Origin of the sequence: Chitinophaga barathri (genome assembly GCF_003807585.1) — a bacterium.
In the GTDB taxonomy this organism is placed as follows: Bacteria; Bacteroidota; Bacteroidia; order Chitinophagales; family Chitinophagaceae; genus Chitinophaga; species Chitinophaga barathri.
The window spans coordinates 46,299-70,554 of sequence record NZ_RMBX01000015.1 but is presented as its reverse complement, the minus strand read 5'-3'; the positions used below and the strand labels follow the sequence as shown (position 1 = coordinate 70,554).

27 protein-coding genes are annotated in these 24,256 nt (G+C 50.3%); 13 read left to right on the top strand and 14 right to left on the bottom strand.

The window, feature by feature from the left end:
• The first annotated feature begins 36 nt into the window (after window positions 1–36).
• Entirely contained in the window at window positions 37–1,533 is a 1,497-nt protein-coding gene (locus EG028_RS24170) for a sensor histidine kinase (protein WP_120518924.1), read from the top strand.
• Window positions 1,534–1,538: 5 nt separating this feature from the next.
• Complete coding sequence (locus EG028_RS24165; protein ID WP_120518923.1) at window positions 1,539–2,219, top strand: response regulator transcription factor; 681 nt, start codon at window positions 1,539–1,541, stop codon at window positions 2,217–2,219.
• On the opposite strand, the gene EG028_RS24160 is transcribed toward EG028_RS24165, so the two are convergent.
• Window positions 2,212–5,940: a DEAD/DEAH box helicase gene (locus EG028_RS24160; protein WP_120518922.1), complete on the bottom strand. Its 3,729-nt coding sequence runs from the start codon at window positions 5,938–5,940 to the stop codon at window positions 2,212–2,214. The two genes, EG028_RS24165 and EG028_RS24160, sit on opposite strands and share 8 nt — an antisense overlap.
• Before the next feature lie 284 nt (window positions 5,941–6,224).
• On the opposite strand from EG028_RS24160, the gene EG028_RS24155 reads away from it, so the two are divergent.
• Window positions 6,225–6,674, top strand: coding sequence for a DoxX family protein (locus EG028_RS24155; protein ID WP_120518921.1), 450 nt, complete (start codon window positions 6,225–6,227; stop codon window positions 6,672–6,674).
• A gap of 61 nt (window positions 6,675–6,735) precedes the next feature.
• Here the strand turns inward: EG028_RS24155 and EG028_RS24150 are convergent, their stop codons facing one another.
• From EG028_RS24150 to gcvT, 3 genes are all read right to left on the bottom strand, one after another.
• Window positions 6,736–7,461, bottom strand: coding sequence for a 2-phosphosulfolactate phosphatase (locus EG028_RS24150; RefSeq protein WP_120518920.1), 726 nt, complete (start codon window positions 7,459–7,461; stop codon window positions 6,736–6,738).
• Between the two features lie 15 nt (window positions 7,462–7,476).
• Window positions 7,477–7,950 (bottom strand): SRPBCC family protein, encoded by a 474-nt coding sequence (locus EG028_RS24145; protein WP_120518919.1) that lies wholly within the window; start codon window positions 7,948–7,950, stop codon window positions 7,477–7,479.
• A gap of 89 nt (window positions 7,951–8,039) precedes the next feature.
• Window positions 8,040–9,128 (bottom strand): glycine cleavage system aminomethyltransferase GcvT, encoded by a 1,089-nt coding sequence (gene gcvT, locus EG028_RS24140; RefSeq protein WP_120518918.1) that lies wholly within the window; start codon window positions 9,126–9,128, stop codon window positions 8,040–8,042.
• Between the two features lie 159 nt (window positions 9,129–9,287).
• On the opposite strand from gcvT, the gene EG028_RS24135 reads away from it, so the two are divergent.
• From EG028_RS24135 to EG028_RS24110, 6 genes are all read left to right on the top strand, one after another.
• Window positions 9,288–10,910: a M28 family peptidase gene (locus tag EG028_RS24135; RefSeq protein WP_123864786.1), complete on the top strand. Its 1,623-nt coding sequence runs from the start codon at window positions 9,288–9,290 to the stop codon at window positions 10,908–10,910.
• Window positions 10,911–10,933: 23 nt separating this feature from the next.
• Complete coding sequence (locus EG028_RS24130; RefSeq protein ID WP_120518916.1) at window positions 10,934–11,323, top strand: hypothetical protein; 390 nt, start codon at window positions 10,934–10,936, stop codon at window positions 11,321–11,323.
• A gap of 18 nt (window positions 11,324–11,341) precedes the next feature.
• Window positions 11,342–12,034 carry an NUDIX hydrolase gene (locus tag EG028_RS24125; protein ID WP_120518915.1) on the top strand — a complete coding sequence of 231 codons (693 nt, stop codon included), beginning with the start codon at window positions 11,342–11,344 and terminating at the stop codon, window positions 12,032–12,034.
• 211 nt (window positions 12,035–12,245) lie between these two features.
• A complete protein-coding gene (locus EG028_RS24120; protein ID WP_120518914.1) occupies window positions 12,246–13,655 on the top strand; it encodes a nicotinate phosphoribosyltransferase in 1,410 nt (469 codons plus the stop codon).
• Between the two features lie 14 nt (window positions 13,656–13,669).
• Complete coding sequence (locus EG028_RS24115) at window positions 13,670–14,140, top strand: heme-copper oxidase family protein (protein ID WP_120518913.1); 471 nt, start codon at window positions 13,670–13,672, stop codon at window positions 14,138–14,140.
• A gap of 137 nt (window positions 14,141–14,277) precedes the next feature.
• Window positions 14,278–15,420, top strand: a complete 1,143-nt coding sequence (locus EG028_RS24110) for a BamA/TamA family outer membrane protein (RefSeq protein WP_120518912.1) — start codon at window positions 14,278–14,280, stop codon at window positions 15,418–15,420.
• A 73-nt stretch (window positions 15,421–15,493) separates the two neighbouring features.
• Here EG028_RS24110 and EG028_RS28030 read toward each other — a convergent pair whose 3' ends face one another.
• Window positions 15,494–15,625 (bottom strand): hypothetical protein, encoded by a 132-nt coding sequence (locus EG028_RS28030; RefSeq protein WP_262707125.1) that lies wholly within the window; start codon window positions 15,623–15,625, stop codon window positions 15,494–15,496.
• A gap of 176 nt (window positions 15,626–15,801) precedes the next feature.
• Between EG028_RS28030 and EG028_RS24105 the strand changes: the two genes are divergently transcribed.
• Entirely contained in the window at window positions 15,802–16,395 is a 594-nt protein-coding gene (locus EG028_RS24105; protein WP_162946623.1) for a DJ-1/PfpI family protein, read from the top strand.
• 110 nt (window positions 16,396–16,505) lie between these two features.
• Here EG028_RS24105 and EG028_RS24100 read toward each other — a convergent pair whose 3' ends face one another.
• The 4 genes from EG028_RS24100 to EG028_RS24085 all read right to left on the bottom strand — a co-directional run bounded on the left by EG028_RS24100 (window position 16,506) and on the right by EG028_RS24085 (window position 19,090).
• A complete protein-coding gene (locus EG028_RS24100) occupies window positions 16,506–17,204 on the bottom strand; it encodes a DUF4377 domain-containing protein (protein ID WP_123864785.1) in 699 nt (232 codons plus the stop codon).
• 103 nt (window positions 17,205–17,307) lie between these two features.
• Window positions 17,308–17,916, bottom strand: a complete 609-nt coding sequence (locus EG028_RS24095; protein ID WP_120519088.1) for a YiiX family permuted papain-like enzyme — start codon at window positions 17,914–17,916, stop codon at window positions 17,308–17,310.
• Window positions 17,917–17,926: 10 nt separating this feature from the next.
• Entirely contained in the window at window positions 17,927–18,613 is a 687-nt protein-coding gene (locus EG028_RS24090) for a DUF4241 domain-containing protein (RefSeq protein ID WP_120518909.1), read from the bottom strand.
• 9 nt (window positions 18,614–18,622) lie between these two features.
• Window positions 18,623–19,090 carry a hypothetical protein gene (locus EG028_RS24085; RefSeq protein ID WP_123864784.1) on the bottom strand — a complete coding sequence of 156 codons (468 nt, stop codon included), beginning with the start codon at window positions 19,088–19,090 and terminating at the stop codon, window positions 18,623–18,625.
• A 535-nt stretch (window positions 19,091–19,625) separates the two neighbouring features.
• On the opposite strand from EG028_RS24085, the gene EG028_RS24080 reads away from it, so the two are divergent.
• Complete coding sequence (locus tag EG028_RS24080) at window positions 19,626–20,180, top strand: CAP domain-containing protein (RefSeq protein ID WP_120518907.1); 555 nt, start codon at window positions 19,626–19,628, stop codon at window positions 20,178–20,180.
• A gap of 237 nt (window positions 20,181–20,417) precedes the next feature.
• A complete protein-coding gene (locus EG028_RS24075) occupies window positions 20,418–20,960 on the top strand; it encodes a CAP domain-containing protein (RefSeq protein WP_120518906.1) in 543 nt (180 codons plus the stop codon).
• 15 nt (window positions 20,961–20,975) lie between these two features.
• Here EG028_RS24075 and EG028_RS24070 read toward each other — a convergent pair whose 3' ends face one another.
• Window positions 20,976–21,242, bottom strand: coding sequence for a hypothetical protein (locus tag EG028_RS24070; RefSeq protein ID WP_120518905.1), 267 nt, complete (start codon window positions 21,240–21,242; stop codon window positions 20,976–20,978).
• Between the two features lie 9 nt (window positions 21,243–21,251).
• Window positions 21,252–22,019, bottom strand: coding sequence for a glycoside hydrolase family 25 protein (locus EG028_RS24065; protein WP_241559214.1), 768 nt, complete (start codon window positions 22,017–22,019; stop codon window positions 21,252–21,254).
• A 120-nt stretch (window positions 22,020–22,139) separates the two neighbouring features.
• Between EG028_RS24065 and EG028_RS24060 the strand changes: the two genes are divergently transcribed.
• Window positions 22,140–23,165, top strand: a complete 1,026-nt coding sequence (locus tag EG028_RS24060) for an SPASM domain-containing protein (RefSeq protein WP_120518904.1) — start codon at window positions 22,140–22,142, stop codon at window positions 23,163–23,165.
• 5 nt (window positions 23,166–23,170) lie between these two features.
• Here EG028_RS24060 and EG028_RS24055 read toward each other — a convergent pair whose 3' ends face one another.
• Genes EG028_RS24055 through EG028_RS24045 form a run of 3 tightly spaced genes read right to left on the bottom strand, consistent with a single transcriptional unit; the run spans window position 23,171 to window position 24,189 of the window.
• The gene (locus tag EG028_RS24055) at window positions 23,171–23,536 is read right to left on the bottom strand and encodes a hypothetical protein (protein WP_120518903.1); all 366 of its coding nucleotides are present in this window, start codon (window positions 23,534–23,536) and stop codon (window positions 23,171–23,173) included.
• A 17-nt stretch (window positions 23,537–23,553) separates the two neighbouring features.
• Entirely contained in the window at window positions 23,554–23,964 is a 411-nt protein-coding gene (locus tag EG028_RS24050; RefSeq protein WP_120518902.1) for a hypothetical protein, read from the bottom strand.
• Between the two features lie 30 nt (window positions 23,965–23,994).
• Window positions 23,995–24,189, bottom strand: a complete 195-nt coding sequence (locus EG028_RS24045; RefSeq protein ID WP_120518901.1) for a YtxH domain-containing protein — start codon at window positions 24,187–24,189, stop codon at window positions 23,995–23,997.
• Window positions 24,190–24,256 lie beyond the last annotated feature (67 nt).

Sequence of the window (24,256 nt, the reverse complement as noted above, 5' to 3'; positions counted from 1 at the left end):
GCGCCCGTTGATACAGATGCGATAGATTTACACCCGATGCGCAACAGAATCCGCAATATTCTCATCCTCATAACCGCCTCCACGGCCGGTATATTCGCTTTACAGGGTTATTGGCTTTACCAGGCCTACCAGATAAGGCTGGAGGAATTTAACAGGGACATAAATGATGCCCTCCGTACAGCCGTTTTTTATAAACAGTTCAACGATGCAGGCAAACTTCTCGGGTACAGCCATACCATGCGGGTACCTGGCATCCTTCCCGCACATGTGCTCAGCGGGCAGGCGGGCACAACTGTTTTTGCTAAAACTTCACCCACCCTGCCAGGCATAAGGCAAAAAGGCAGGAATGCCTTTTTTATGCGCAAAAGCACGACCACCTTAAACGACAGCACCGGCGAACATTATGAGGAGATAACCGAAAACGGGAAAACATTCCGGGTCGATCTCTCGCAGGACACCATTTACCGCGTGGCCGCGGATTCTCTCTCCCGGCGGATATCGAACATCCTCGTGCTGAACCGTTTCTTCGATTCCACCCTTACCCTGAACCGGCTGGACTCCATGTATACGGAGGAGCTCGTCGCCCGCGGCATCCATACCGGCTTCCGGCTGGATACGCTGCGCATGGAAAAAGAGGACTCTTTCTTCGCTTTCGCGGAGAATAAACTCCAGACCGCGCCCATTCCTTTTAACCCGGTACAGAACCTGCTCGTTTCCGCTACCTTCAAAAGCCCCCTCACACTCATTCTTGGCAAAATGATCTGGAGCCTCCTTGCATCCGCATTGCTGATGCTGCTGATGGTGCTTTGTTTTGTCTACATGTTGCGCACCATTCTCCGGCAAAAAAGGCTTTCTGAAGTACGGAACGACTTTATCAACAACATGACCCATGAGCTGAAAACGCCCATCGCCACTGTATCCGCCGCAGTTGAAGCGCTTCAGCACTTCAACGCGTTGCAGGACCAGCAGCGCACTTCGCAATATCTCAATATCTCGCGCAACGAGCTGCACCGTCTCAACGATCTCGTCGAAAAAGTACTGCACATCGCGGCGGAAGAGAAAGAAGATTTTGAACTCACGCCCGAACTCACGGACCTCAACGAACTGATCAGCGGCATCATTACCAATCACCGGCTCAAATCCGCCAAGAAAGTGGATTTCACCTATACCGTGCTGGCCGATGCCCAGGTAAAAGTAGACAGCACACACCTCTCCAACGCAATCAACAACCTGGTGGACAACGCCATTAAATATTCCCCGGAACCCGCCAGCATCACCATTATGGTCACGCGGCAGCAAAACCGGCTCAAGATCAGCGTAAAAGATAACGGCATCGGTATCCCGCATGCTTACCAGGAGAATATCTTCGAGAAATTTTTCCGCGTGCCCACCGGCAACCTGCATAACGTAAAGGGTTTCGGGTTGGGGCTCAGTTATGTGAAAAAGATCGTGGAGAAACACGGCGGCTGGGTACGGGTGAAAAGCGAACCGGACAAAGGCAGCGAATTCCTGCTGGAAATACCTTTAACTTAAACTGTATGAACCCACGCGTACTGCTTATAGAAGATGAATGGCAACTGGCCCAGATCGTGAAGGACAGCCTCGAAACACGCGGCTTCAACATGATGTGCGCCAAAGACGGGCGGGAAGGCCTGCGCATCTACCAGGAGCAGCGCCCGGACGTAATCGTGCTGGATATCATGATGCCTAATATGGACGGGTTCAGCTTCGCGGAAGAAGTGCGGAAGTCGGACAAACAAACGCCGATCATTTTCCTCACTGCTAAAGCACAAACGGCGGACGTGATCAAAGGTTTTGAAACCGGCGGGAACGACTATCTCAAAAAACCATTCAGCATGGACGAGCTGATCGTGCGGATACGCTCGCTGCTGGGCCGTTTCCAGCAACCGCAGATCTCTCCGGAAGGCGCGGTACAGATCGGCCAGTATTCTTTTAACTATACGAAACAAACCCTTACCCGCAATAACCACGCTGAATTCCTCAGCCATCGTGAAGCGGAAGTGCTCATGCGCCTCTGTAAGAACAAAAACCAGGTAATGGAACGGAAAGCTGTACTGCAGGAGCTTTGGGGTGATGATAATTTCTTCAACGCGCGCAGTATGGATGTGTTTATTACCAAACTGAGAAGGTATCTGAAAGAAGATCCCAGGATCCAGATCGTGAACATCCGGGGGATCGGGTATAAGCTGATTAGCTGAAGAGGTAAAGCACGTCTTCTTTGGTAAGTTTTTTGATAAACCCGCTGTCGTCCGCAATAATATCCTTCACCAGCGATTTCTTACGCTCCTGTAGCTCCAGTATTTTTTCCTCCACGGTATCCTTACAGATCATGCGGTAAGCGAAAATATTTTTCGTCTGGCCGATACGGTGCGTGCGGTCAATGGCCTGCTGCTCCACAGCCGGGTTCCACCAGGGATCCACGATGTACACGTAATCTGCCGCCGTGAGGTTAAGACCTACGCCGCCTGCTTTGAGGGAGATGAGGAACACGCGGCAGTCGTCGTTCGCCTGGAAGTTCTGGATGGCTTTTTCCCTGTCCATGGTGGAGGTGCTGCCGTCAAAGTATTCGTAGGGGATCTTCATGTGCGTCAGCCTGTCTCGTATCAATCCGAGCATGCCCAGGAACTGGCTGAATACCAGTACCTTGTGATTCCCGATATTCTCGGAGATCTCGCGGGTAAGCTCATGCAGTTTTACGGAGTGATTCGGATATTTCTCCGTTTCGTTCAGGATGGCGGGAGAGTCGCAGATCTGGCGCAGCTTCATCAGGCCCTGCAGGATGGTGAGCTGGCTGCGTTCCATGCCCTGGTCCTCTATCACGCCCAGGATCTTGGAGCGGTAAGTATTACGGTATGCGTCGTAAATATGTCTTTGCTCGGGGTCCATTTCGCAGAAGATCACCGTTTCGATCTTGTCCGGCAGGTCTTTGGCCACCTGCTCCTTCGTACGGCGGAGGATAAATGGATAGATGAGCTTTTTGAGATGTTCTTTTCTTTCTTCGTCCTGGAACTTATCGATAGGTGTGGCAAATTCGTTGCGGAAGAAGTCCACGCTGCCCAGCATCCCGGGGTTCAGGAAGTTCATCTGCGCGTAAATATCGAACGTGTTGTTCTGCATAGGCGTACCGCTCAGCGCAATACGGTTGCGGGTATTGAGCAGCTGTGCGGCTTTGGTCACCTTGCTTTGCGGGTTTTTGATCGCCTGGCTTTCATCAAGGACTACGTAATCGAAATCGATCTTCATCAGCAATTGCACATCGCTGCGCAGGGTGCCGTAGGTGGTGATGATCACGTCGAAGGCCTGGAGCTCTTCCGATATCCTCATCCTCGCGGGACCATGATGAATATGGTAAGTAATGCCCGGCGTGAATTTTTTGATCTCGTTTTCCCAGTTATAGATCAGCGTGGTGGGGCAAACCACCAGCATGGTGCAATGGTCGTGTACGTTTTTGTAATGCTGGATGAACGTAAGGGCCTGAACGGTCTTACCAAGACCCATGTCATCCGCAAGGATGCCTCCCCACTTCACTTCGTCCAGGTAGTTCAGCCACTGGAAACCGCTTTCCTGGTAAGGTCTCAGGTTGGCGTTTACGTTTGTGGGCAGCGGTACATTCCGGATCTCGTCAAACTGCAGGAGCTTGCGGCGTTTTTCATCCAGCTCCACCAGGATGGCGTCATCGTCAATGAACTCATACAGTTCGTCGATAACGGAGAAGTTGTATTTGCTCAGCTTGAGGCCGGCGCCTTTATCTTTTTCCTCGCCTATCTTAAAAAGTAGGGAGTATTTTTTCAGCCATTCTTCAGGCAGCAGACCCAGCGTGCCGTCCGCCAGCTGTACGTAGTTTTGTTTATTGACCAGTGCGCGTTTGATGTCACGAATACCTACTTTCTGATCACCAAATACCACTTCCACCTGTGCGTCAAACCAGTCGATGCCGGAGCTGATCTGCAGGTTGGTAACGGGTTTCTGCGGGTTAAAACGGAAGTTGCGCAGCTGCTCGAAACCAAATACACGGACGTCCATTTCTTTCAGCGCATCAAAAAAGAGGAAAAACCAGTTGTTCTTCAGCGCTTCTTTGGAGCGGAGATAGAAATAATTATAGTTGTTGAGGTGGGTAAAATTGGTGTGCAGCGTGCGGAGCTTGGTCACGAAGGCGTTTTCCGCCTCCTTGTTCCGGTGTATCACCAGCACTTTATTGCCTTCCTGCACGGTGATGCGGGTTTCTTCGTTCCATTCCACTTCGTGGCCGTGATAAGCAAAGCCCGGCTGGATCACGAAGGTTTCGCCCATTTCTTTCAGGTACACCCGCGTTTCCGGCACGATGTCATCCACTTCGGCCAGCAGTGCGGTGTCAAACTGAACAGGGTAGTTTTTGCCGAGGGGCAGCATCACGTCTTTCAGGAAGTCCTGCCACTCGCTGGTGGGTACTTTCAACGCGTTCATCTGCTGGTACCGCATGATGCTGATGCTGTCCTGCGAATTGGCGAAAGTGTAGATCACGCCGTTGTAAAGGAACAGCATGGGGCTGGCCCACTGGTTGGCGGACACGTTCACCGGTTCTCCATCAATGTCCACCCAGGCGGTCACTTCCACGTGGCCATCCACCTGATCCGCCTTAAAATACGGTTTCAGGGGATCGCTTTCCACCTGCAGGAGTTGCAGGTTTTTGGTTTTGAACTGCTGGCCGTCCCTTAACAGGAACACCAGTCCGTGCTCCGCCAGCAGCGGAAACAGTTTTATCAGTTTCGGATGCATGTAATCCACGATCAGCTCCATGGTTTCCATGGGCAGGCCGTCTTCATTTTCATGCATGATATTTTCCCAGATGCCCGCGAAGGGAGAGTTCTTATTGAGGAACTTACTGATTTCGGTATGCTGTATTTTCCGGATCGGCGTGATCAGGTCCCGGTCTCTTTCCTTGAACTGGTAAAAGTCCACGTATTTGGTCAGGTCCAGCTTGCTTACGAGGGATACGAATTCTGATTCGTCTTCGTTGGCTTCGCCGCTCACCAGCTCGGTCTGGAAGTAAGGGAACAGCGTATCGTTTGCGTTCAGCACCACGCCCAGGCGGCGTGTAGCCGTGATGGTTTCTTCCACTACAGGCTCCGGTTTGGCATTTGCGGGAGCTTCCACTTTTTTGATGGTGGGGTCCAGCACACGCAGGAAGGGTTTGCCGTTCAGGTAAGAGAAGGCGAACTTGCCGTTCAGGTCGTCCGTGAGGGAATAACCGTATAAAGAAAGGAGTTTGTTTTTTTCCTTGTCCCAGTTGCGGAGCGTATCAAAATAAAACGGGCCGTGCGCATGCAGCAGTTGCAGGAACAGGGCGGTTTTATGGACGCAGATAGGATGTTCGTGCTCGTCGCAGTTACAATGGGTGTCAAAGTTCCGTTCTTCATTCCTTTGCAGGATGAGCGGGTACTTTTTCCCTTCGTGCCGCAGCTCTGCTTCTACTTTTTCGTCCTTGGCGGATTTGATCACGGCCTGCGTTTTGCGCAGGATGCGTTCCGCTTCGGCCATAATGGTGCTGGAGGTGAGCAGTTTGATCGTTTTCAGATCAATGGATTTCATTTTTATCAGCGTATGCTGCTGATCGTATTGCGTTTCGAAAGATTCAAAATGATTGCGGTCCAGCATTTCCTGGAGCTGGAAAAGCGCGGCGGCTTCGTGCCTGCAAATGTCGCCGAGGTTGTAGGGGCATTGGCAGCGCACGCTCATGGTGGCCGGCTCATGGTATTTATTAATGGTAACCTTATAGTAGTTGGCGTGGGTGTCGCTTTTTACACGGAAAGAGGCAGAACGGAGCACAGGATCGCCTTCCAGCAGTTCCACACCGCCGGTTGCGAAGATGCGTTTTCCCCGCCGGATCACCTCATCGGTTCCGTTGTTGTAAACATATTTTAGTAAATGGGGCAGCGACATGCTTTTCCTGTGATTGCCTCTTTTTGCATCAGCCCGGGTTATTTTAACAAATTCTTATGCATTGATCTATTGGACTTTCACTGGTCTTTTTCTCAGTTCATCTTAAAAACGGCTCATGAAAAGGCAATCCACAAAAGTAAGCATAAAAATTCAAATAGCGCGTGCGGAAGGGAACAGAATAGCACGTTTGGGGGAAATGCGTTTTGAAAATTGTGCAACTGAAACAAAAAATTATCCATTGAGTAAGCGGGGTATATGATAGTAATTTTGTATAAAAATTATCTATGGGAAACACACAACTCTTCGACAACGCTAAAACAAAAAATCTCGGGTTCTTAATCCTCCGCGCAGGAGTCGGTATATTATTCTTCGTATTCGGCTGGCAGAAGATCGCCGGTGGAGAACAGGTATGGAACGGCGTAGGCTCCGCCATGCAGTTTGTAGGTATTTCCGCCTGGCCGCTTTTCTGGGGACTGATGGCTACACTGGCTGAATTTGCCGGCGGCCTGCTGCTCGCCATCGGGCTGTTCACACGCCCAGCGGCCGCTTTCCTGGCCTTTACCATGATCATGGCCACCATATTGAAAGGCGCCACAGGTGCGGGTATCATCGACTGGTACGCTCCGTTCACCATGCTGCTGATCATGATCTTTTTTATCATGAACGGTGGCGGGATCTATTCTATCGACAGCGTCCTCCGTTCAAAGAAACATACCGGCGGGCTGGTCGCTTAAAAATTAATACGAAACCAATCAAAAAGGGTGAGCTTTCTTATTGAAACTCACCCTTTCCCATTTATTTTTCTTTTACCAGTTCACCGTTCCGGAGTATCGGCAGCACGTTCGCGCCGTCCGGGGTGAGGCAGTAGCGGATATCTTCTTCCAGGCCATAGCCGGTCAGGCGCTGGTAATGGCTTGCATTTTTCATGAACCGGAAAAGGTCATCTTTGGCGCACTGGTAGAGCGTTTCGGCGGCAATCGCTGAATCGCAGCTCACGTCAAAGTGTTCGCGGATGCGGTTTACCACGGCGCCGGCGAACAGGGTGTCTTCCATATTCACCCGGTCTTTCCAGGCAGCGCAGCCGAGGATCACGTTTTGCCCCTGGGATATCAGGTATTCGCAAACGGCGGAGATGTTGGGGAAGGAACCGGTGATGATCTGTACCGCGTCTTTGGCCATATGCAGCAGTTTGGTACCGTTCGTGGTCGTGAGCACCAATACTTTTCCGCCGATAAATTCATTGGGATATTCAAAAGGGGAGTTGCCATGCAGCAGGCCTTCCGCGATTTTTCCGTCCCTTTCGCCGGCTGTGATCGCATCCAGTTGGCGGCCGATGCTTACGCATTCTTCCACGGTGGCTACCGGTATCACTTTCAGCGCGCCGTTGTTCAGGGCAGTGCAAATGGTGGAGGTAGCTCTCAGCACATCTATTATTACGACAATGCTGTTCTTTACGTCAAACAGGTGCAAAAGGGCCGGGGATAAACAGACTTCCAGCCTTGGTTTTGTATGCTCGGTCATTCGTTTTTTTCTTTTTTAATCCAGGATCACGCGCCATTTTTCACTTTCCGCATATTCCTTGATGATCTTATTACGCAGCTGCAACAGCCGTTTCATGTATTTTCTCAGGTAGATCTTTTCAAACCACTTGCCAAACCTGCCGTAAGGCGTACCGAATTCCATAATGTCTATCATCACCGTACCGTTTTCGATCTCGCGGAAAAAATGCTCGTGTTTCATAAAAGTGAAATCGCCTTTTTCCATTTCATCGCAAAAATACTGTGGTTTTTGCATCGCGGTGATCCTTACGGTGAGCTCGCGCATTTTGGTAAGGTGCTTCGCCCGCCAGGTTACCGATTCGTCATAATCTATCAAACCACTGGTGCGGCCTTTGACGGCCTCTTCCTGCAAATGTTCCATGCTGCGTTTGTGCAGCGTAATACTCCGGCTCAGGTCAAAAACCCTGGGCAGGGGCGCATGAATAACGGTGGTCAGATGAATAAGCGGCATAGCAGAGATACTTTAAAGATATGGTCATCAGATGGCTAAAATAGGCTTCAATAACGCTGCTGTTCCTGTAAAATTGTCCTTTCCGGGCCTTATCCCAGGAACGGAACCTTCACAACTTTCGCTTTCAGGAGTTTATCGCGCACTGCAATATATATCTCTGAATCGAGGGATGCAAAGGCTGTTTTAACATATCCCAGCCCGACGGCCTTCTGGAGGGAGGGGGACTGCGTGCCGGAGGTTACCCTGCCGATGGTATTGCCTTCCGCATCTTTGATCTCGTAATCGTGGCGGGGAATGCCTTTGTCTATCATTTCAAAGCCAACCAGCTTCTGCTGGATGCCTTCCGCCTTTATTTTTTGCATAATGGGGCGGGCGGTAAAGTCTTTGGTGAACTTGGTGATCCAGCCGAGGCCTGCTTCCAGGGGGCTGGTACGGTCATCGATGTCGTTCCCGTACAGGCAGAAGCCCATTTCGAGGCGGAGGGTGTCCCTGGCGCCCAGCCCGATGGGCTTGATGCCTTTGGAAGCGCCCGCGGCGAAAATGGCGTCCCAGATCTTGTCCGCGGCGCCGTCCTTGTCTTCAAAATAGATCTCAATGCCGCCCGCACCCGTGTAGCCGGTGGCGCTGATCAGCACGTTCTCCACGCCGGCAAAGGTGCCTTTTACGAAGGTGTAATATTTCAGGTTCACGAGGTCTTTGTCCGTCAGGGCCTGTAAAGCGCTGGTAGCGTTAGGCCCCTGGATGGCCAGGAGGCAGGTTTTGTCGGAAATGTCGTGCATTTCAACATTTTTAGTGTTGAAGCGGCTGATCCAGTTCCAGTCCTTTTCGATATTGCTGGCATTCACTACCAGCATGTATACGTTATTTTCTTCGATGCAATATACCAGGAGATCGTCCACGATACCGCCCTCTTCGTTCGGCAGGCAGCTGTACTGCGCTTTGCCGGGGGTGAGTTTGGAGGCATCGTTCGTGGTTACACGCTGGATAAGGTCCAGGGCGTTTTCGCCTTTGAGGATAAATTCGCCCATATGGCTCACGTCAAACACTCCCACACTGTTCCGCACGGCGGCATGTTCGTCATTAATACCTGTGTAGGAAATAGGCATGTTGTACCCCGCAAAAGCGGCCATCTTGGCGCCCAGCGCAATGTGCTTGTGTGTAAATGGCGTGTTTTTCATTATTTGCTATTTCTGTTTTGTTGTAACTCATTCAGAGTGCGGCAAATTTAGCATATAATTTGAGTATAAAACAAAGAGGAGGGCGGGGTCAGACAATCCTGTGATAATTACAGCGTTTGATAACCGATTCCCTATTTTTGTCACAAAATTCCCCTTGCAGTGAAAAAGATCTACCTGTTGCTCCCGCTCGTTTGTTTGGCAATGGCGGCGCATCCGCAGAAGAAAGCAGACCGGAAAACCCTCGGAAACCTGCAGACCCATGTTACGTATCTCTCTTCGGATAAGCTGGAGGGCCGCCGCACCGGCACCGCCGGGGAGCAACTGGCCGCCGTCTATATCGCGGAACAGATGAAACTGGCCGGCGTGAGCCCCAAAGGGGACAGCGAATATCTCCAGACATTTATAGTACGGGAAGGAAAAGAGCCCGGGAACAAAACCCGGCTCATAATCAACCACACCGCCCTGCCCGCCGGGCAATACCTCCCGTTGCCTTTCAGCGCAACCAAAGCCGCTAAAGGCGAAGTATTGCCGGGAGTGAACGAGCCGGACAATGTATGGCTCATCAATGTAAAGGCATCGGAAGATGAGATCAATCCCCATGGCGAGCCTCTTGATTTTTACGTTAAGAAAACCAAAGAAGCCAAAGAGAACGGCGCTACCGGCATCGTATTTTTTAACGGGCATGAAGACTTCCGCACCGTCACCCGCTGGCTGGACGGGAAAGAAACCCCGCTGGCCATCCCCGCCGTATGGGTAGGGCCGGAAGCCAGCAAAACCCTCTCCGCCGATGACGCGAACGGCTTCCAGCTGGAAGTGGAAGTGGATTTTAAACCCAGCAAACGCACCGGTACAAACGTAGTAGGGTTTATAGATAACGGCGCCGCCACTACGGTGGTACTTGGCGCACATTACGACCACCTTGGCTACGGCGAAGACCATAACTCCCTCGCCCCCTCTGAAAAAGCCATTCACAACGGCGCGGACGATAATGCCAGCGGCACCGCCGCGCTTATCGAGCTTGGCCGTCTCCTGAAAGCGTCCAAACTAAAGAATAACAATTATTTATTAGTAGCCTTTTCCGGCGAAGAACTGGGGCTTTTTGGCAGTAAATATTTCACCGAACATACCGCAGTACCCATGACGGCTGTAAATTACATGGTGAACATGGATATGGTGGGCCGCCTCAGCAAAGAAAAAGGCCTCCAGATAGGCGGTACCGGCACTTCCCCGGCCTGGGGCACCGTGCTGAAAAGCACCGTCCCGCCGGACCTGAAAGTAAGTTATGATTCCTCCGGCACAGGCCCCTCCGACCATACTTCGTTTTACCGCAAAGACGTGCCTGTATTATTTTTCTTCACCGGCACCCACTCAGATTATCACAAACCCGGCGACGACGCGGACAAGATCAATTACGAAGGCGGCCTGACGGTGGTGAAACTTGTGTACGACATCATCGAGAAAACCAACGCCCAGCCCAAACTCGCCTTCACCAAAACCCGCGAGCAGCAAATGGGCACCAGCGCACGTTTCTCCGTTACCCTCGGCATTATGCCGGACTATACCTGGACGAATGGCGGCGTAAAAGTGGATGGCGTAACCGATGGAAAACCCGCCAAAAAGGCCGGTATCCTCACGGGTGACCTTATTACACAACTCGGCGATTACCCCGTTTCAGACATCGAAACCTACATGACGGCGCTCGGAAAATTCAAAGCCGGAGACAAAACAACCGTAAAAGTCAAACGCGGCGAAACCGATAAAGTATTTGATATCAGTTTTTAATCGGGGTTTTTATAACTTGCACCATGCGTTACAACATCCTTACGCTGGCCCTATTGGCCGCCGCTGCGTGTAACCCTGTCCGTGAAAAGACAGATACCACCAACTATGATGTGATCAAAGAAAAATGTTTTGTGCTGAGGGAACACCCCATCCGCGCGGACAGTACCGTGAACGCAAGACGGGATAGTATTGTGAGCTTCCTGGAAGCGAATAATTATACAGCGAGGTATATCAGGAAGGACAGCCTGATGTTCCGCCGCGAAAACGGATTACAGGTGGAAATTGTGCTGCCCGCGCCTGCGGATGCCTGGGAATCCGGAACCATCATTGTTTTTGACCCACAGAAAAACCCGCTCTTTGTAAACCTGCATAAAGGAACATCGCAGGTAAAACAATATATAAGCGGGAAATGATCCCTAAAATTTTATCCCTTGCCAGTTCATCAACATATCAGGGTGACGGCAGATGCCGTAGTATTGCGATTTTCGTCAAAAGAAGGAATGATGGTGCTGCTCAGCAAACGCAGCATACCTCCGCATATCTTCAAATGGGGCCTTCCGGGCGGTTTTGTCCATAACGACGAGCCGCTTGAAGATGCCGTACACCGCGAGATCCGCGACGAAACCGGGCTGAAAGTGAATTACCTGGAGCAGATGCGCACCTGGGGCCACCCGGAGCGTGATCCCCGCGGGCGTATCCTTTGCGTGGCGCATCTCGGGCTGGTGAAACCCTCCACCTCCAAACTCATTTTAGGAGCCGGCAACAAAGAAGCACGCTGGTATTCCGTAAAAGAACTTCCCGCCACCGCCTTCGACCATGCGGACGTGATCGCCGGCGCCATCGAGCATCTCCGCACACGCCTCCGTTCCGAACCGCTGGCCTTTGAGCTACTGGATCCCAAATTCCCCGTTTCAGAGCTGGAAAAACTCTATGAATGGGTGTATAACCGCCAGATAGACCGCCGGAACTTTCAGAAAAAAATGCATTCACTGGGTCTGCTGAGCGTTCAGCAGGAAAAATTGAAACATCCTTTACAAGGCCGTCCGGCTCAATTATATAGCTTCAACCGGCAGAAGTTCCAGGAATTGAAGCAAAAAAACGGCTACATCGAGATTTTCTCTTAATATATTGATTATCAATTTTTGCATTTATTTTACACAAATAATATATTGCATTAAAGTAAAATGTCAAAAGTTTGTGTATTAAATACGTAAAAGAGGTTATACATACACCTAAACGATTATCTGTATTGAATTTCATGCATTTGGAGGGCAGGTAATGCACGTAAGTTCGGCCTGATGCCTTACATTCGTAAAGGCTAACCTTCAAAAGCATATGGAGAACATCATTTTACTGGCGGATGCTTACAAATACTCCCATCACAAACTTTATGTTCCCGGCACTTCACATATCTACTCTTACCTCGAGAGCAGGGGAGGCCGATTTGAAGAAACGGTTTTTTACGGCCTGCAATATTTCCTGAAAGCATACCTCGAAGGGCCCGTGATCACCGCGGAAAAAATCCGCGAAGCGGGAGAGATGCTGCCTGAAGTGTTTGGCAGAAACGATGTGTACGATCCTTCACGATTTGAATATATCCTTAAGAAACATAGCGGGCATTTGCCGGTGAAGATCCGCGCTGTGCCCGAAGGCACCGTGGTACCTGTGAAAAATGTGCTGATGACCATCGAGAACACAGACCCTGCCTGTTACTGGCTTACAAATTTCCTGGAAACATTGCTGATGCAGGTCTGGTATCCCTGTACGGTGGCTACGCTGTCGCGGGAGATCAAAAAAGTAGTGAAACAATATTACCTGTCTACCGCCAGCGAGGCGTCTTTGCAGGGGATAGACCTCGTATTGAATGACTTTGGCTTTCGCGGCGCAAGTTCGGTGGAAGGCGCGGGTATCGGCGGAAGCGCGCACCTGGTGAACTTCAGTGGCAGCGATACATTGGTGGCATCCACTTTTGCGAAACGGTATTATCATGCCGCTACCGCGCCCGGGCTTTCCATCCCGGCTACGGAACATTCCATCGTTACGCTGCTGGGAGAGGAAGGCGAAGCGGCCATCTTCAAACATGTGCTGGATACCTTTCCCGAAGGCACCATCGCCTGCGTATCCGATTCCTACAACATTTTCCGCGCCTGCTCCGAATATTGGGGCACGCAGCTGAAGGAACAAATATTGGCGAGGAAAGGCACGCTGGTGATCCGCCCGGATTCCGGCGATCCCGTGCGTACTTTGCTTGAAGTGTTTAAGATCCTGATGGGCAAATTCGGTTATACCATCAACGAAAAAGGATATAACGTCTTGCCGCCGCAGGTGCGCGTGATACAGGGAGACGGGATCAGCTACGCCTCCATTCCCGAGATATACGAAGCGTTGAAACAGGCGGGCGTGAGCGCGGAAAACCTGGTGCTGGGCATGGGCGGTGCGCTGCTGCAGCGTGTGAACAGGGACACGCAGGAGTTTGCCCTGAAATGTTCTTATGCTGAAATAAACGGCGAAAGCGTGGATGTTTATAAGTCCCCCGTTGAAATGGACGCCGAAGGCAACCTGCGTACTTCGTTTAAAAAATCCAAAGCGGGAAAACTGAAGCTGGTAAAAGACGCCGATGGGTTCAAAACCTTACCCCAGGCGGAAAACCCTGATGCTAAAGACATCCTCCAAACAGTGTTTGAGAACGGGAAAGTGATGAAAGATCAGCGGTTTGAGGATATCAGGAAACTGGCGGCTTTGTAGTATATTAGTGTGCTATGAAATATTTATCCCGGCCTGATATTCAGTTGCTCATTATTGCTGCAATTGTCGTTATCCTCGGGCAGCTTCAAGTCGCCAACAGTGCAATAGATATACATCTTCACGATACCTATTTCGTTATAGCCCTTTCCCACCTGGCCTGGGCGTATGCCATTTTCCTGGTCATGGAAGCGGGGTTATATACAACCACTTCATGGTTCAGACAATGGCGGTGGCTGCAGATATTTCATATTTTCAGCCTGGTATTGTTACCGCTTACGTTCATTGTCATGAGCGGCTACCATTATGAGCCGGAGCCCGGAATGCCAAGGCGGTATTTCGACTATAATAATTATTCTGAGCTTGCCGTGATGCGGCTACAATTCCTGCCCTGGTTTGTGACAGCCTCCCTGTTGATTTTTCTGGCTGGCCAGATCGGGTTCGTTGTAAATATTGTTGCGGGTTTCTTCCGCGGCAGAAATCATTGATTTGGTTGCAGTAGTTCAAGTTCAAAAAAATCTTCGAAAATGATGCTATTTTAACAAATATTTATGTTAAACAACCGTAAATAGCACAATAAAACAACACATTGCCGGTCAAGAAAATTTTTGCATATTGCGACCCTATGCGTAAAGCGATCTCGGCTCTCTCTCTGTGCGTGTTGGCAAGCTCCGGTTTAAAGGCGCAGGATTCCCTCCTCGCCCATCGAAAAAACAGCCTGTTCCCCTTGCCCGTACTCGGTTTTTCCCCCGAAAAGGGCCTGGAACTGGGAGTTGCAGCGCTTTATTCTTATTACGGGGACAAAAAAAATCCCTCTCCTTTTACCAGGAACTCCACCGCCAGCCTGCTCGCTACCTTTACCACAAACAAACAGTTCAAAATAGATCTGCGTACCGATAACTGGACGAGGAATAACGACTGGCATATCAAAACCAATCTCCGGTACCACGATTTCCCCGTTTATTTCTACGGGCTCGGCGATACCACGCATTATTCGGACCGCTCGCTGGTGGGCAACAAACGGTATAAAGTTGTCGCGGAGGTGGAAAGACGCGTCACCAGCCATTTCTACGCCGGTCTTTCTGTACAGTACCAGCACGATGTATTCACGCAGGACGAGGACAAAGGCATTTACCCCACGGAAACCCTCGTGGACAAAGAAGGCGGATATGCCACCTTCCTCGGTGTAACGGCCATCTACGACAACCGGGACAACCAGAACTACTGTACCCTCGGCACCTACGTACGCCTGAATGCCGCTTACGCTCCAAGTTTCCTGAGCAAACACCCGCTTTGGCGGATAGAAGCCAAGGCCAGCCAGTTTTTCCGTATCTCGCAGCGGAGCACATTAGGGTTGAACGGATACGGGCAATCTCTCCAGGGCAACACCCTTCCTTTTTACCTCCTGCCCGAAATGGGCAACGATAATATTATGCGCGGATACTACACCGGCCGCTACCGGGACCAGAACTACCTGGCGGCACAAGCTGAATACCGCTACTACATCGACCCCAAAATGCATATCAACATGTGGTTTATCGATATGCACCCGACCTTTGCGGTGGCTGGGTTTGCCGGCACCGGCATGGTTTTCTCCAACCGCGATTTCGCCCTGGACAAGCTAAAGCCCAACTACGGGCTGGGCATCCGTTATTTCTACGACAAACATACCCGCCTTACCATCCGGCTGGATTATGGCTGGGGTGAAAAAAGAGCGGGAGAGAAGCGGCAGAGCGGGTTTTACCTTTCTGTATCGGAAGCATTCTAATCTTTAGGGCAATAAAAAAAGCCGTCCCGACACTTAGTCGGGACAGCCAGTAATATCTTAGAGTAAGTTTAAATTAGCGTTTTACGTACTTCACCATGGCGTACAGGAACATGGCGCCAAAAATGATAATACAGAACCAGGTGCCGTAGTGGCCGATCTTATTGCCGATCTCATAAGTAGAGTTGAGTAATACAGTCGTCAGCATGATATACAGTTTTTAGATATTTCAAGGGGCAAGTTAGCGCATTATGCCGAAAAAGACAATGAGTTTCCTCATTTCCGTTCCGTTAAAAATTCTCTCGCCCCCATTTTTCTGCTGACACACTGCTGTCAATCCCCCGCATGATCTTTGTATCCTCACCTCTTAAATGCACAACGATCATGAAAAACAAAACCTGTTATCTCTTCGTCTTCAACGGCTATTCCGACTGGGAGCCCGCGCTGGCTGCCGCTTCGTTACAGCAGTTCTCCGAATATGAGGTCCGCCCCTTTTCGATTGACGGCAAAGCCGTGATATCCGCCGCCAATCTCCAGGTGATCCCGCAGCTGTCCCTGGCGGAGCTGGATGCAACCCTTGCGGACATCGTGATCCTTCCCGGAGGCGCCGCCTGGGCCGAAGGGAAAAACCGCGAGATAAGCCCCTTTATCCAGGATGTGCTACGCAAAGGCAAACTGCTGGCCGCCATCTGCGACGCCACGCTTTACCTCGCCAGCCAGGGCATCCTGGACAATATACCGCATACCAGCAACGACCTTGGATTACTGAAAGAAGCAGTGCCGGAGTATAAAGGCGAAACAAATTATGTCAATAAACCGGCGGTTACGACGGACCAGGTGATCACTGCCAATGGCGCGGCTGGTACGGCTTTCGCGCTGGCGATCGTGTCCAGGCTGGGATTGCTGGAAAATGAACAGTTCGCTTTCTGGTTCGGATTTTTCCACAAGCCGGAGTTTCAGAGCCTATGGCATGAATAAATAGCCATGGGGCTGCTCCCGGCTTTGGCCTTATGTCGGCTACTGTTTTGGATACCGGGCACAAAAAAAGGAGGCTGCTTCGCCTCCTTCAAATAGTCTTATGCCGGAAATCATTTCGCCTTTTCCTTTGAGACCACTTCCACCAGCTTGTATTCATACGCACCTACATCCTGGATCTTCGGGTCGCGGGGGATGCGATTTACCCTGAGCTTGTAGATGTTTCCCTTTTCAAAAGTAAATCCTTCGATGGGCTCCATCAGTTTGTCCCAGGTTTCACCCATCATTTTATCACCGTACTGCACCTGGTAACATTTGGTTTTGCCAAAGCCCGGTCCGCGGTCGCACTCTTCTTCCGCCTTCACCCATACCACCAGTTCTTTGTTCGCAGGGGCTGGTTTTTCTTTTTTCGTGAGCGTAAGACCGTCCGTGCCGTAATCCGTACCGGTATACCGTAGGCTTTCGCCATCCTGCCGGAAGATCAGCGTATCCTTATCAGGGTTGCCGCTTCCCACGGTAACGAGCGTGATGAATATTTTCCCGCTATCCAGTGTGGACCAGTTGCCCATCTGTATTATTTCTGGTGTGGCGTTGAGATAATCTGTTGTCATTTCCACGTCGTTCGTGGGGCGAAGGGTGAGGCCGATCAGTCTTCCGGGGCTGGAAGCTGCCGCAAGACTGGCTTCGTAATAACCTTCGGCGGGAGATGTTTGTATTACCTCCGTGCTGTCCTTGCCGGCGGTTTTTGTACTGTTCTGGCAGGCCGCAAAAACCAGCGCTCCCGCAAGCATCATGATATGGTGCTGTTTCATGAGATTGTTTTTACTGGATAACAAACGAAAGGCATTTGTGTTGATAAAGCACTATTGATACATCACTTTCCCTGGGTGAAAAACATTTGCGTAAGACCGCTCTTTATTGCTCTATAACTGTTACCAGTAAAGGGCTATCGTAAATAACGCCGGGAGAGACCATTTTTTCATCCAGCGGTACTTTGTTCCCATAACGTTCTTTCATGGTGGCTTTCACAAGCGGATGACTAAGATCGTATTCGCGCATCGGTTTCAGTTTTCCAACCTCAAGGCCGGTTGTAGAATAATAGATCTTCCACACCAGCTCCGAACAATATATACTTTCATCCGACCATCCGAAGTAACTGTCGTAGTTTTTGCCGAGATATTTTTTGCCTTCTTCTTTCATTTTTGCCACTACCTCAGGCGTGATAACCGAATCCGCTTTAAGGCGTTTCACCACGTAATGCCGGTTGTTCCGCATGGTCCACTCTTCGAAGGTGGTAATGCTTACCGGCTGCACCGCTTCAAACACCATCCAGCGCCCGTCTTGCTTAAAAACAAGACCGCAATGACTGAATTTGGAATGCGTGGCAAGCTCGATCGCTTTGCATTGCGGGGAAATGTCGGTCTGGAAAATGATATCCCCTTCTTTCAGGTTCTTTTGCTGTGCAAAAGCTGCGGCGCCGAATAAACAGGCCGCGAGCGTGAGTATTTGTTTTAAAGCGGGCATATAGATGATTTTATAAAACAATGAAATCGATCACCAGGCTGCAAACCGTTCCGTCTTCCCCGATACCCCAGTAAGCGGGATAAATACCGTCGCCATAGCCGGTATGGAACATGATCACATTCAGCTGCGGATGGGTTGGCAGGTAAAAGTTGTAAAACAGCTGTTCCTCCCCGCGCGCCTTCCGGGCAAACGTCCTGTTGAAGAGCGAATCGTAAATATTTCCTTCCGGGTGATCTTTAAAAAAACGCTCCAGGTAGTTATTGTAGTGTTTCTGCGTATAGGCGTCGCAGACGCAGCCGATGCCGGCGTCCGCGGTGAAACCAAAAAAGCCGTGGCTGCCGGTAAAGCGGCCCGTTTGGCCCGGAAGTTTGGCCAGTTTGAAGCTGGCCGGCTGCTGATCTTTGAATTTCAGTAGCAGCAAAGCATTCCGGCGGCTGAAACCAGAGCGGGCCATTAGCATGGTGGCGGGATATTCGCCCGGCGGCACTTTCCTCGAAAAAGGAAATGTATCATGCAGCCCCAGCAGAGGGTCGCAGGCTACAATAAAACCCCGCGGCAGGTGCAGTTTCCCGATGAACCGTTTCTCCAGCCGCATGCCGTTCACTTCGTCCATTTTAAAGAACTTGCAAAAATCGCGGTTGACGGCGGCCGGTACTTTTTCCCTGTACCGGCTCCATATCTTGTTGAAGAACTTCATCCGGTGTGGTTAATGCATACAGCCCATGTAAACCTGCGTTTTCATCACCCAGGCTTTGTTATATTGTTTGCGGATCAGCTCAGCGGTGGAATCGGCTTCCCGCTTTTCAACGAAAAGCCCGGCTACCGCAGCCAGCATACTGGAAGAAGTATCCTCGTGTTTACGGTAGATATCCAGGTATTCGATGCTGCCTGAGGGGCCTATCGCCCAACGGGGATAATAAGCGCCGGCCCACATTTCGTCTTCATCATCTACGGGGAGGATCACGCTGTCTTTCGCCGCGTCATAATACCGGCCCAAAGTATCTATTTCCTGGCCTGTAATGGCTTTCACCCCGTCCAGCATGCCGCGCAGGGCGTAATAATCCATCCCGGTGTCCGCCACCACCACGTAACATTCCTGCCAAAGCTCCTCTTCAGAGAAGTCTTCCACCACGGAATCTTTTGTTAAGACGGTTGAGTCCGTCAAAGGTTTCATGGCCTGAGCGGTTTGTTTTGCAGGGGCTGCCTGATGGCATGAGATAATGATTAACAACAACGGGATTAACCATATCGGAGCATACAAGGTAGTAACAGTGTGTTTCATTAATATAGTTTCAAATTAATATAACAGCGAATAAAAATACGACCAATGTTCTGAAGAATGGAATTTCGGTCCTTATATTCTCTACTTTCTCATGACATATAAATTTTTACGTTGTATAAAAAGTTTATATATTTGTTTTCGCATCAATAGTATGTTTACCGGGGAAACAGCAGTACCATCAGACCGGCTTTATTGAAATTACCTCCCGGTACCTGTGAAGACAATTTACAAACCATTAACATTCAATGTGTTAACAGTAATTTTACATGCGGAAAGGCGTAAAATCCGGGACTGATAAATTATCTTTGCAACCTCCATACTTATGAACAGCCGTTCATTCATCATCCTGACCCCAACCTGTCAATACTTTTATCCGTAGCCTTCCGAAAGCCAGCTTTATTGTTCACCATTTAATCATTAAAAGACAATGATTTTACGATTCGTACGTCCTGCGGTCAGGACCGCCGTATGCGTATGGCTGCTCGCGTGTGTAGCCTGTAGTAAAGAACCATTAACTGTTTACACACCGCCACCGCCCGAGCCCATTGGAGACACCACCTTTTTGATGAACAACCCTGTGGATGCCGCGCTCCTGCTGTCTTTGGTGAACGATGTAAGGGCTAAAGGCTGCCAGTGCGGAGATACTTTTATGGCTCCCGCGCCACCCATCCGGTGGAACAAGTCGCTGGAAAGGGCCGCCTATCTTCACAGCCAGGATATGGACAGGAACAGCTACTTCTCTCACAACGACCTCCAGGGCAACACCGCCGGCAAACGCATCAGCCGCATGGGTTACAGCTGGCTCGCCTGGGGCGAAAACATCGCGCTGGGCATCCTCTCCGAAAAAACCCTGGTGGACGGTTTCTATAAAAGCCCTACCCACTGCAAGGTGCTTATGAACAGTAAATTTACGGAGATGGGCGTAGCCAAAGTAGGCAACTTCTGGAGCCAGGAATTTGCCAGTCCTAAGCCAGGCCACTAATCCGCCTGCATTATTTCCGCAGTGACATGACAAACCACGGATCATACTACATTGATCTTTAATTTGTTATTTTCGTTAACATATTTTTTGCAAGCCCCATGCTTGTTTATTCAGCGTTCGCTTTACCTTTGGCTCCTGAATAATTCTTAACCCTTTCCTCTGAAAAAGCCAACGTGCTTTAACCTCCTTCCTATTAAGAACCCAGTACCTGATTGTTTTTAAATTAACTGGGAAATAATGTCACTTAAACTTGTTCGTTTTGTACCCTTATTTGTAGTAATCAGCCTGTTCATGGCGTCTTGCGGTAAAGAAGACCTCGTACAGCCTGAAACAGAAGAGGAAATCACCAATCCCGGCGGGTCCGTGGATGTGATAGAGAACAACGTGGATAAGAATCTTCTCCTTGAACTGGTCAATAACGTACGCGCCAAAGGCTGCAACTGCAAAGGCACCTGGATGCCCCCTGTACAACCCGTAAAATGGAATGTACTGCTGGAGCTGGCGGCGGCCAAACACAGCCAGGATATGAAGGATCGTAAATATTTCGATCACAACAGCCCTTCCGGCTCCACACCTCAGTCCCGCATCAAAGCGGCCGGGTTCAATTACTCCTGGATGGGTGAAAATATCGCCAGCGGGCCTTCAAAAGAGGAATCCGTGATCAATGGCTGGCTGGCCAGTGAAGGTCACTGTAAAAATATCATGAACGCGAACTTTAAAGAAATGGGCGTAGGCCGTGCGGGCGATCTCTGGACGCAGGTATTCGGCACAACGAAATAACTCATCAAACGTGGCTCATGGCGGGGGCATCTTCCTCCGCCATACCCGCCACAGGAAATAAATGTAGGCGGCCAGGCTGAGTGCAAACCACCCGTAAAAGAGGCCCATCCTCAGCGGGGTGGATTCCTCGGGAACCCCAAATCCCAGGTACAATCCAAAAAATATATTGATCAGCATCCAGAACATCCCGATGAACACCGTTCGGATGATCCTGGTGAAAAACTCCATCAGCCGCCAGTCAAACTGATCTTTTTGTTCTTCCGGGTCTTTCTGTTCGTCCATAGCTTAAAGTTACGGAATACAAAGGTTAACCAGCTCCGAACTGTCTCCCCTGAATACATTAAAATCAACCGTGGTGCGGATGCCGTTCACCCGCCCGATGTCGCTGTGCTGCCAGAATACCCAGTTGCGGGCGCTGCGGGGTTTGTCTTTTTGGTAATAATGCGCCACCCACAGCGGGTACTCGTCAAATTCTTTCCCCAGGTACGTTTCGTAGAAGTGAATATTGGTGTAGATGATCGGTTTTACGCCATATGCTTTTTCCATTTCCTCCAGCCAGATGCGGGCGGTGCTGCGGATCACGGCGGGCGGCTGGTTGTTGTGCACCTCTATGTCCAGCACAGGCGGGAGATCCCCGGATTCCAGCTGCACGACGTTCTTAAAATTGATGGCCTGCTTGAGCGGGTCGCGGGTGGAGTAAAAGAAATGGTAGGCGCCGCGGATGATACCGGCTGTTTTGGCCTTTTCCCAGTTACGCTTAAATGTAGCGTCCTGGCGGGTGATGCCTTCGGTGGCTTTGATAAACGCAAAGCTGATCCTGATCTGCTCCACCTGCATCTGCCGTACCGCCATCCAGTTCACATTCCCCTGGAACTTGGAAATGTCTATGCCGTGCACGGTATAACTCACCGGCATATCGATCCCGAATTCCTCATAACGCACGAATTCCAGCGGCGTTCTGTTCCGCAGGAACCACCATGCGCCGGCAATTCCGGCCACTACGAGTATTAAAACGATGAAAATAAAGGGGCGGCGGCGCATGCGTTTTGTTCTTGCCACGATGGTGTGTGCTTTTCTGTTCTCCTTAAAAATCAACAGCAAGTATAGGGCAATTTTTTGTCCTGTGCATGAAAGGCCATATTGTTGTCGTAAATTTATGATCCTAAAGAGGCCCGATTTATGCCGAAACCGAACCTGAACGACGCATTGAACTTCCTTTCCAAATTCACACTGCGCCGCGGTCTGAATGCCGGGAAAGTGCTGGGAAGCTACTACTGGAGCAAATGGAGGAAAAAACCCATCCAATGGGGATTGCCCATTTCCATCTCCTTTGAGCCCACTACTTCCTGCAATCTCCGCTGCCCGGAATGCCCCAGCGGGCTCAGGGCTTTTACCCGCCCGACAGGCATGCTGGACAATGAGTTCTTCCGCAAAACCATCGACGAGCTGCATAAAGAGCTGCTTTACCTGATCTTTTATTTCCAGGGTGAGCCCTATCTCAATACCGCCTTCCTGGATATGGTGAAATACGCTTCCTCCAAAGGCATTTATACCGCCACCTCCACGAACGCGCATTACCTCACGGACGCGAATGCACGAAAAACAGTGGAAAGCGGGCTGGACAGGCTCATCATTTCCATAGACGGCACCACGCAAGACGTGTACACGCAATACCGCGTGGGCGGGCACCTGGACAAAGTGATCGCCGGCGCAAAAAATATCGTGAAATGGAAAAAGGAACTGAACTCAAAAAAACCCTTCGTTTTTTTCCAGTTCCTGGTGGTGAAACCGAATGAACACCAGATCGAGGACATTAAAAAACTGGCCGCGGAGATAGGAGTGGATGAAGTGCGCTTCAAGACCGCGCAGGTATATGATTATGAAGAAGGCAACCGCCTGATACCCACCATCGATAAATATTCCAGGTATCATAAGAACGAAGATGGCACCTACGCCATCAAAAACAGGCTCAGCGACCATTGCTGGCGCCTCTGGCATTCGCCGGTAATTACCTGGGACGGGCTGGTGGTGCCCTGCTGCTTCGACAAAGATGCCACGCACCGTCTTGGGGACCTGAAAAATTCAACCTTCAAAACGCTCTGGCACAACGATAACTACGTGCGTTTCCGCTCGCAGATCATCAAGGGCCGCAAGCATATCGATATTTGCGCTAACTGTAGTGAGGGTACGAAAGTGTGGGGGTAGAAGAGTTATTCTTCCGGGTCTGCCTGCGCCCTGGCTTCCGCTTTCCTGCGGTGCCTTTTACTCTTGAAGTTGTTGAACAGCTTGATGCCAAAACGCACCGCTACAAATTCCAGTGCGGTGAGCGCCGCTTTGGTCAGCATGGATTTTGCTGACCCGCTCTGCCAGAGGGTTTTGGCCATTCCACCCAGGAAACCCATGGCCCCGCTGTTCGCGATGCCCGGCACTACGGAATTGACGGCCATCTTTTTGTAATTCCCTTTAAAATGATCGATGCGGTTGCCCAGCTGGTCTTCCAGGCGGCGGCTCTTTTGCTGGAGCCGCGTGATCTCCTGTTCCAGCATTGCAAGGTCTTTGACTTTAACTTTCGCCATGTGAAGAAGGGTAAATTTTAATCATTGGATGCTTTTCTTTTTTCTTCCCTGCGCTCTTCCCTTCTTTCTTCCATCTCTTCGATCTCCTCTATCAGTTCAGCCGCCAGCATATTGGCCAGCGGGCGCTGGATGAGCCCTTTACGGAAAAAGATCATCACCAGCAGCAGCACAATAAAGAAGCCTGCCGCACAGGAAAAACCGAGGGCCATGCTGCCCGTTTTTTCTCCTATCCAGAAACCAAGCACCATGCCCAGGAACACTACCACAAAAAAGAACAGCAGGAAAGCCATAATCAGCGAAAAGAACAAACCTAACGCCTTTGACAGCTTTCCGGCTGCCTGCAATTTGATAAGGTCCAGCCGGGTTTCCAGGTATTCCCTGGCTACCTTGCCTGTTTCCGTAAAATAATTGGAAAAGTTATCTTCCATGCATAAGGATTTTTAGATGCCGAATTGGTATCAAGTTAATTCATTTTCCATAGCATCTTCGAACTGTTGCTTTTTTGCGCGGAATTTATCCTTCAGTTTATCCGCCTGGTATTTCAGCTTGCCTACCAGTTCTTCTTTTTTGTCTGAATTAAGAAAATAACCAACGGCTACGCCTACAGCGGCTCCTATTACAAAAGATACCACTGCTTTTGAACTTCTGCTCATAACTAGATTTTTTTAAAGTGAAAGAAATCGGGTTTCAGAGAGTACGGGGTGCCCATTCAACTCCACA

What these genes read in the sequence shown, in the direction of transcription:
- EG028_RS24170 (WP_120518924.1), top strand. Translation starts at nt 37, where the DNA reads ATGCGCAACAGAATCCGCAATATTCTCATCCTCATAACCGCCTCCACG.
- EG028_RS24165 (WP_120518923.1), top strand. Translation starts at nt 1,539, where the DNA reads ATGAACCCACGCGTACTGCTTATAGAAGATGAATGGCAACTGGCCCAG.
- EG028_RS24160 (WP_120518922.1), bottom strand. Translation starts at nt 5,940, where the DNA reads ATGTCGCTGCCCCATTTACTAAAATATGTTTACAACAACGGAACCGAT.
- EG028_RS24155 (WP_120518921.1), top strand. Translation starts at nt 6,225, where the DNA reads ATGGGAAACACACAACTCTTCGACAACGCTAAAACAAAAAATCTCGGG.
- EG028_RS24150 (WP_120518920.1), bottom strand. Translation starts at nt 7,461, where the DNA reads ATGACCGAGCATACAAAACCAAGGCTGGAAGTCTGTTTATCCCCGGCC.
- EG028_RS24145 (WP_120518919.1), bottom strand. Translation starts at nt 7,950, where the DNA reads ATGCCGCTTATTCATCTGACCACCGTTATTCATGCGCCCCTGCCCAGG.
- gcvT (WP_120518918.1), bottom strand. Translation starts at nt 9,128, where the DNA reads ATGAAAAACACGCCATTTACACACAAGCACATTGCGCTGGGCGCCAAG.
- EG028_RS24130 (WP_120518916.1), top strand. Translation starts at nt 10,934, where the DNA reads ATGCGTTACAACATCCTTACGCTGGCCCTATTGGCCGCCGCTGCGTGT.
- EG028_RS24120 (WP_120518914.1), top strand. Translation starts at nt 12,246, where the DNA reads ATGGAGAACATCATTTTACTGGCGGATGCTTACAAATACTCCCATCAC.
- EG028_RS24115 (WP_120518913.1), top strand. Translation starts at nt 13,670, where the DNA reads ATGAAATATTTATCCCGGCCTGATATTCAGTTGCTCATTATTGCTGCA.
- EG028_RS24110 (WP_120518912.1), top strand. Translation starts at nt 14,278, where the DNA reads ATGCGTAAAGCGATCTCGGCTCTCTCTCTGTGCGTGTTGGCAAGCTCC.
- EG028_RS28030 (WP_262707125.1), bottom strand. Translation starts at nt 15,625, where the DNA reads ATGCTGACGACTGTATTACTCAACTCTACTTATGAGATCGGCAATAAG.
- EG028_RS24105 (WP_162946623.1), top strand. Translation starts at nt 15,802, where the DNA reads ATGAAAAACAAAACCTGTTATCTCTTCGTCTTCAACGGCTATTCCGAC.
- EG028_RS24100 (WP_123864785.1), bottom strand. Translation starts at nt 17,204, where the DNA reads ATGAAACAGCACCATATCATGATGCTTGCGGGAGCGCTGGTTTTTGCG.
- EG028_RS24095 (WP_120519088.1), bottom strand. Translation starts at nt 17,916, where the DNA reads ATGCCCGCTTTAAAACAAATACTCACGCTCGCGGCCTGTTTATTCGGC.
- EG028_RS24090 (WP_120518909.1), bottom strand. Translation starts at nt 18,613, where the DNA reads ATGAAGTTCTTCAACAAGATATGGAGCCGGTACAGGGAAAAAGTACCG.
- EG028_RS24085 (WP_123864784.1), bottom strand. Translation starts at nt 19,090, where the DNA reads ATGAAACCTTTGACGGACTCAACCGTCTTAACAAAAGATTCCGTGGTG.
- EG028_RS24080 (WP_120518907.1), top strand. Translation starts at nt 19,626, where the DNA reads ATGATTTTACGATTCGTACGTCCTGCGGTCAGGACCGCCGTATGCGTA.
- EG028_RS24075 (WP_120518906.1), top strand. Translation starts at nt 20,418, where the DNA reads ATGTCACTTAAACTTGTTCGTTTTGTACCCTTATTTGTAGTAATCAGC.
- EG028_RS24070 (WP_120518905.1), bottom strand. Translation starts at nt 21,242, where the DNA reads ATGGACGAACAGAAAGACCCGGAAGAACAAAAAGATCAGTTTGACTGG.
- EG028_RS24060 (WP_120518904.1), top strand. Translation starts at nt 22,140, where the DNA reads ATGCCGAAACCGAACCTGAACGACGCATTGAACTTCCTTTCCAAATTC.
- EG028_RS24055 (WP_120518903.1), bottom strand. Translation starts at nt 23,536, where the DNA reads ATGGCGAAAGTTAAAGTCAAAGACCTTGCAATGCTGGAACAGGAGATC.
- EG028_RS24050 (WP_120518902.1), bottom strand. Translation starts at nt 23,964, where the DNA reads ATGGAAGATAACTTTTCCAATTATTTTACGGAAACAGGCAAGGTAGCC.
- EG028_RS24045 (WP_120518901.1), bottom strand. Translation starts at nt 24,189, where the DNA reads ATGAGCAGAAGTTCAAAAGCAGTGGTATCTTTTGTAATAGGAGCCGCT.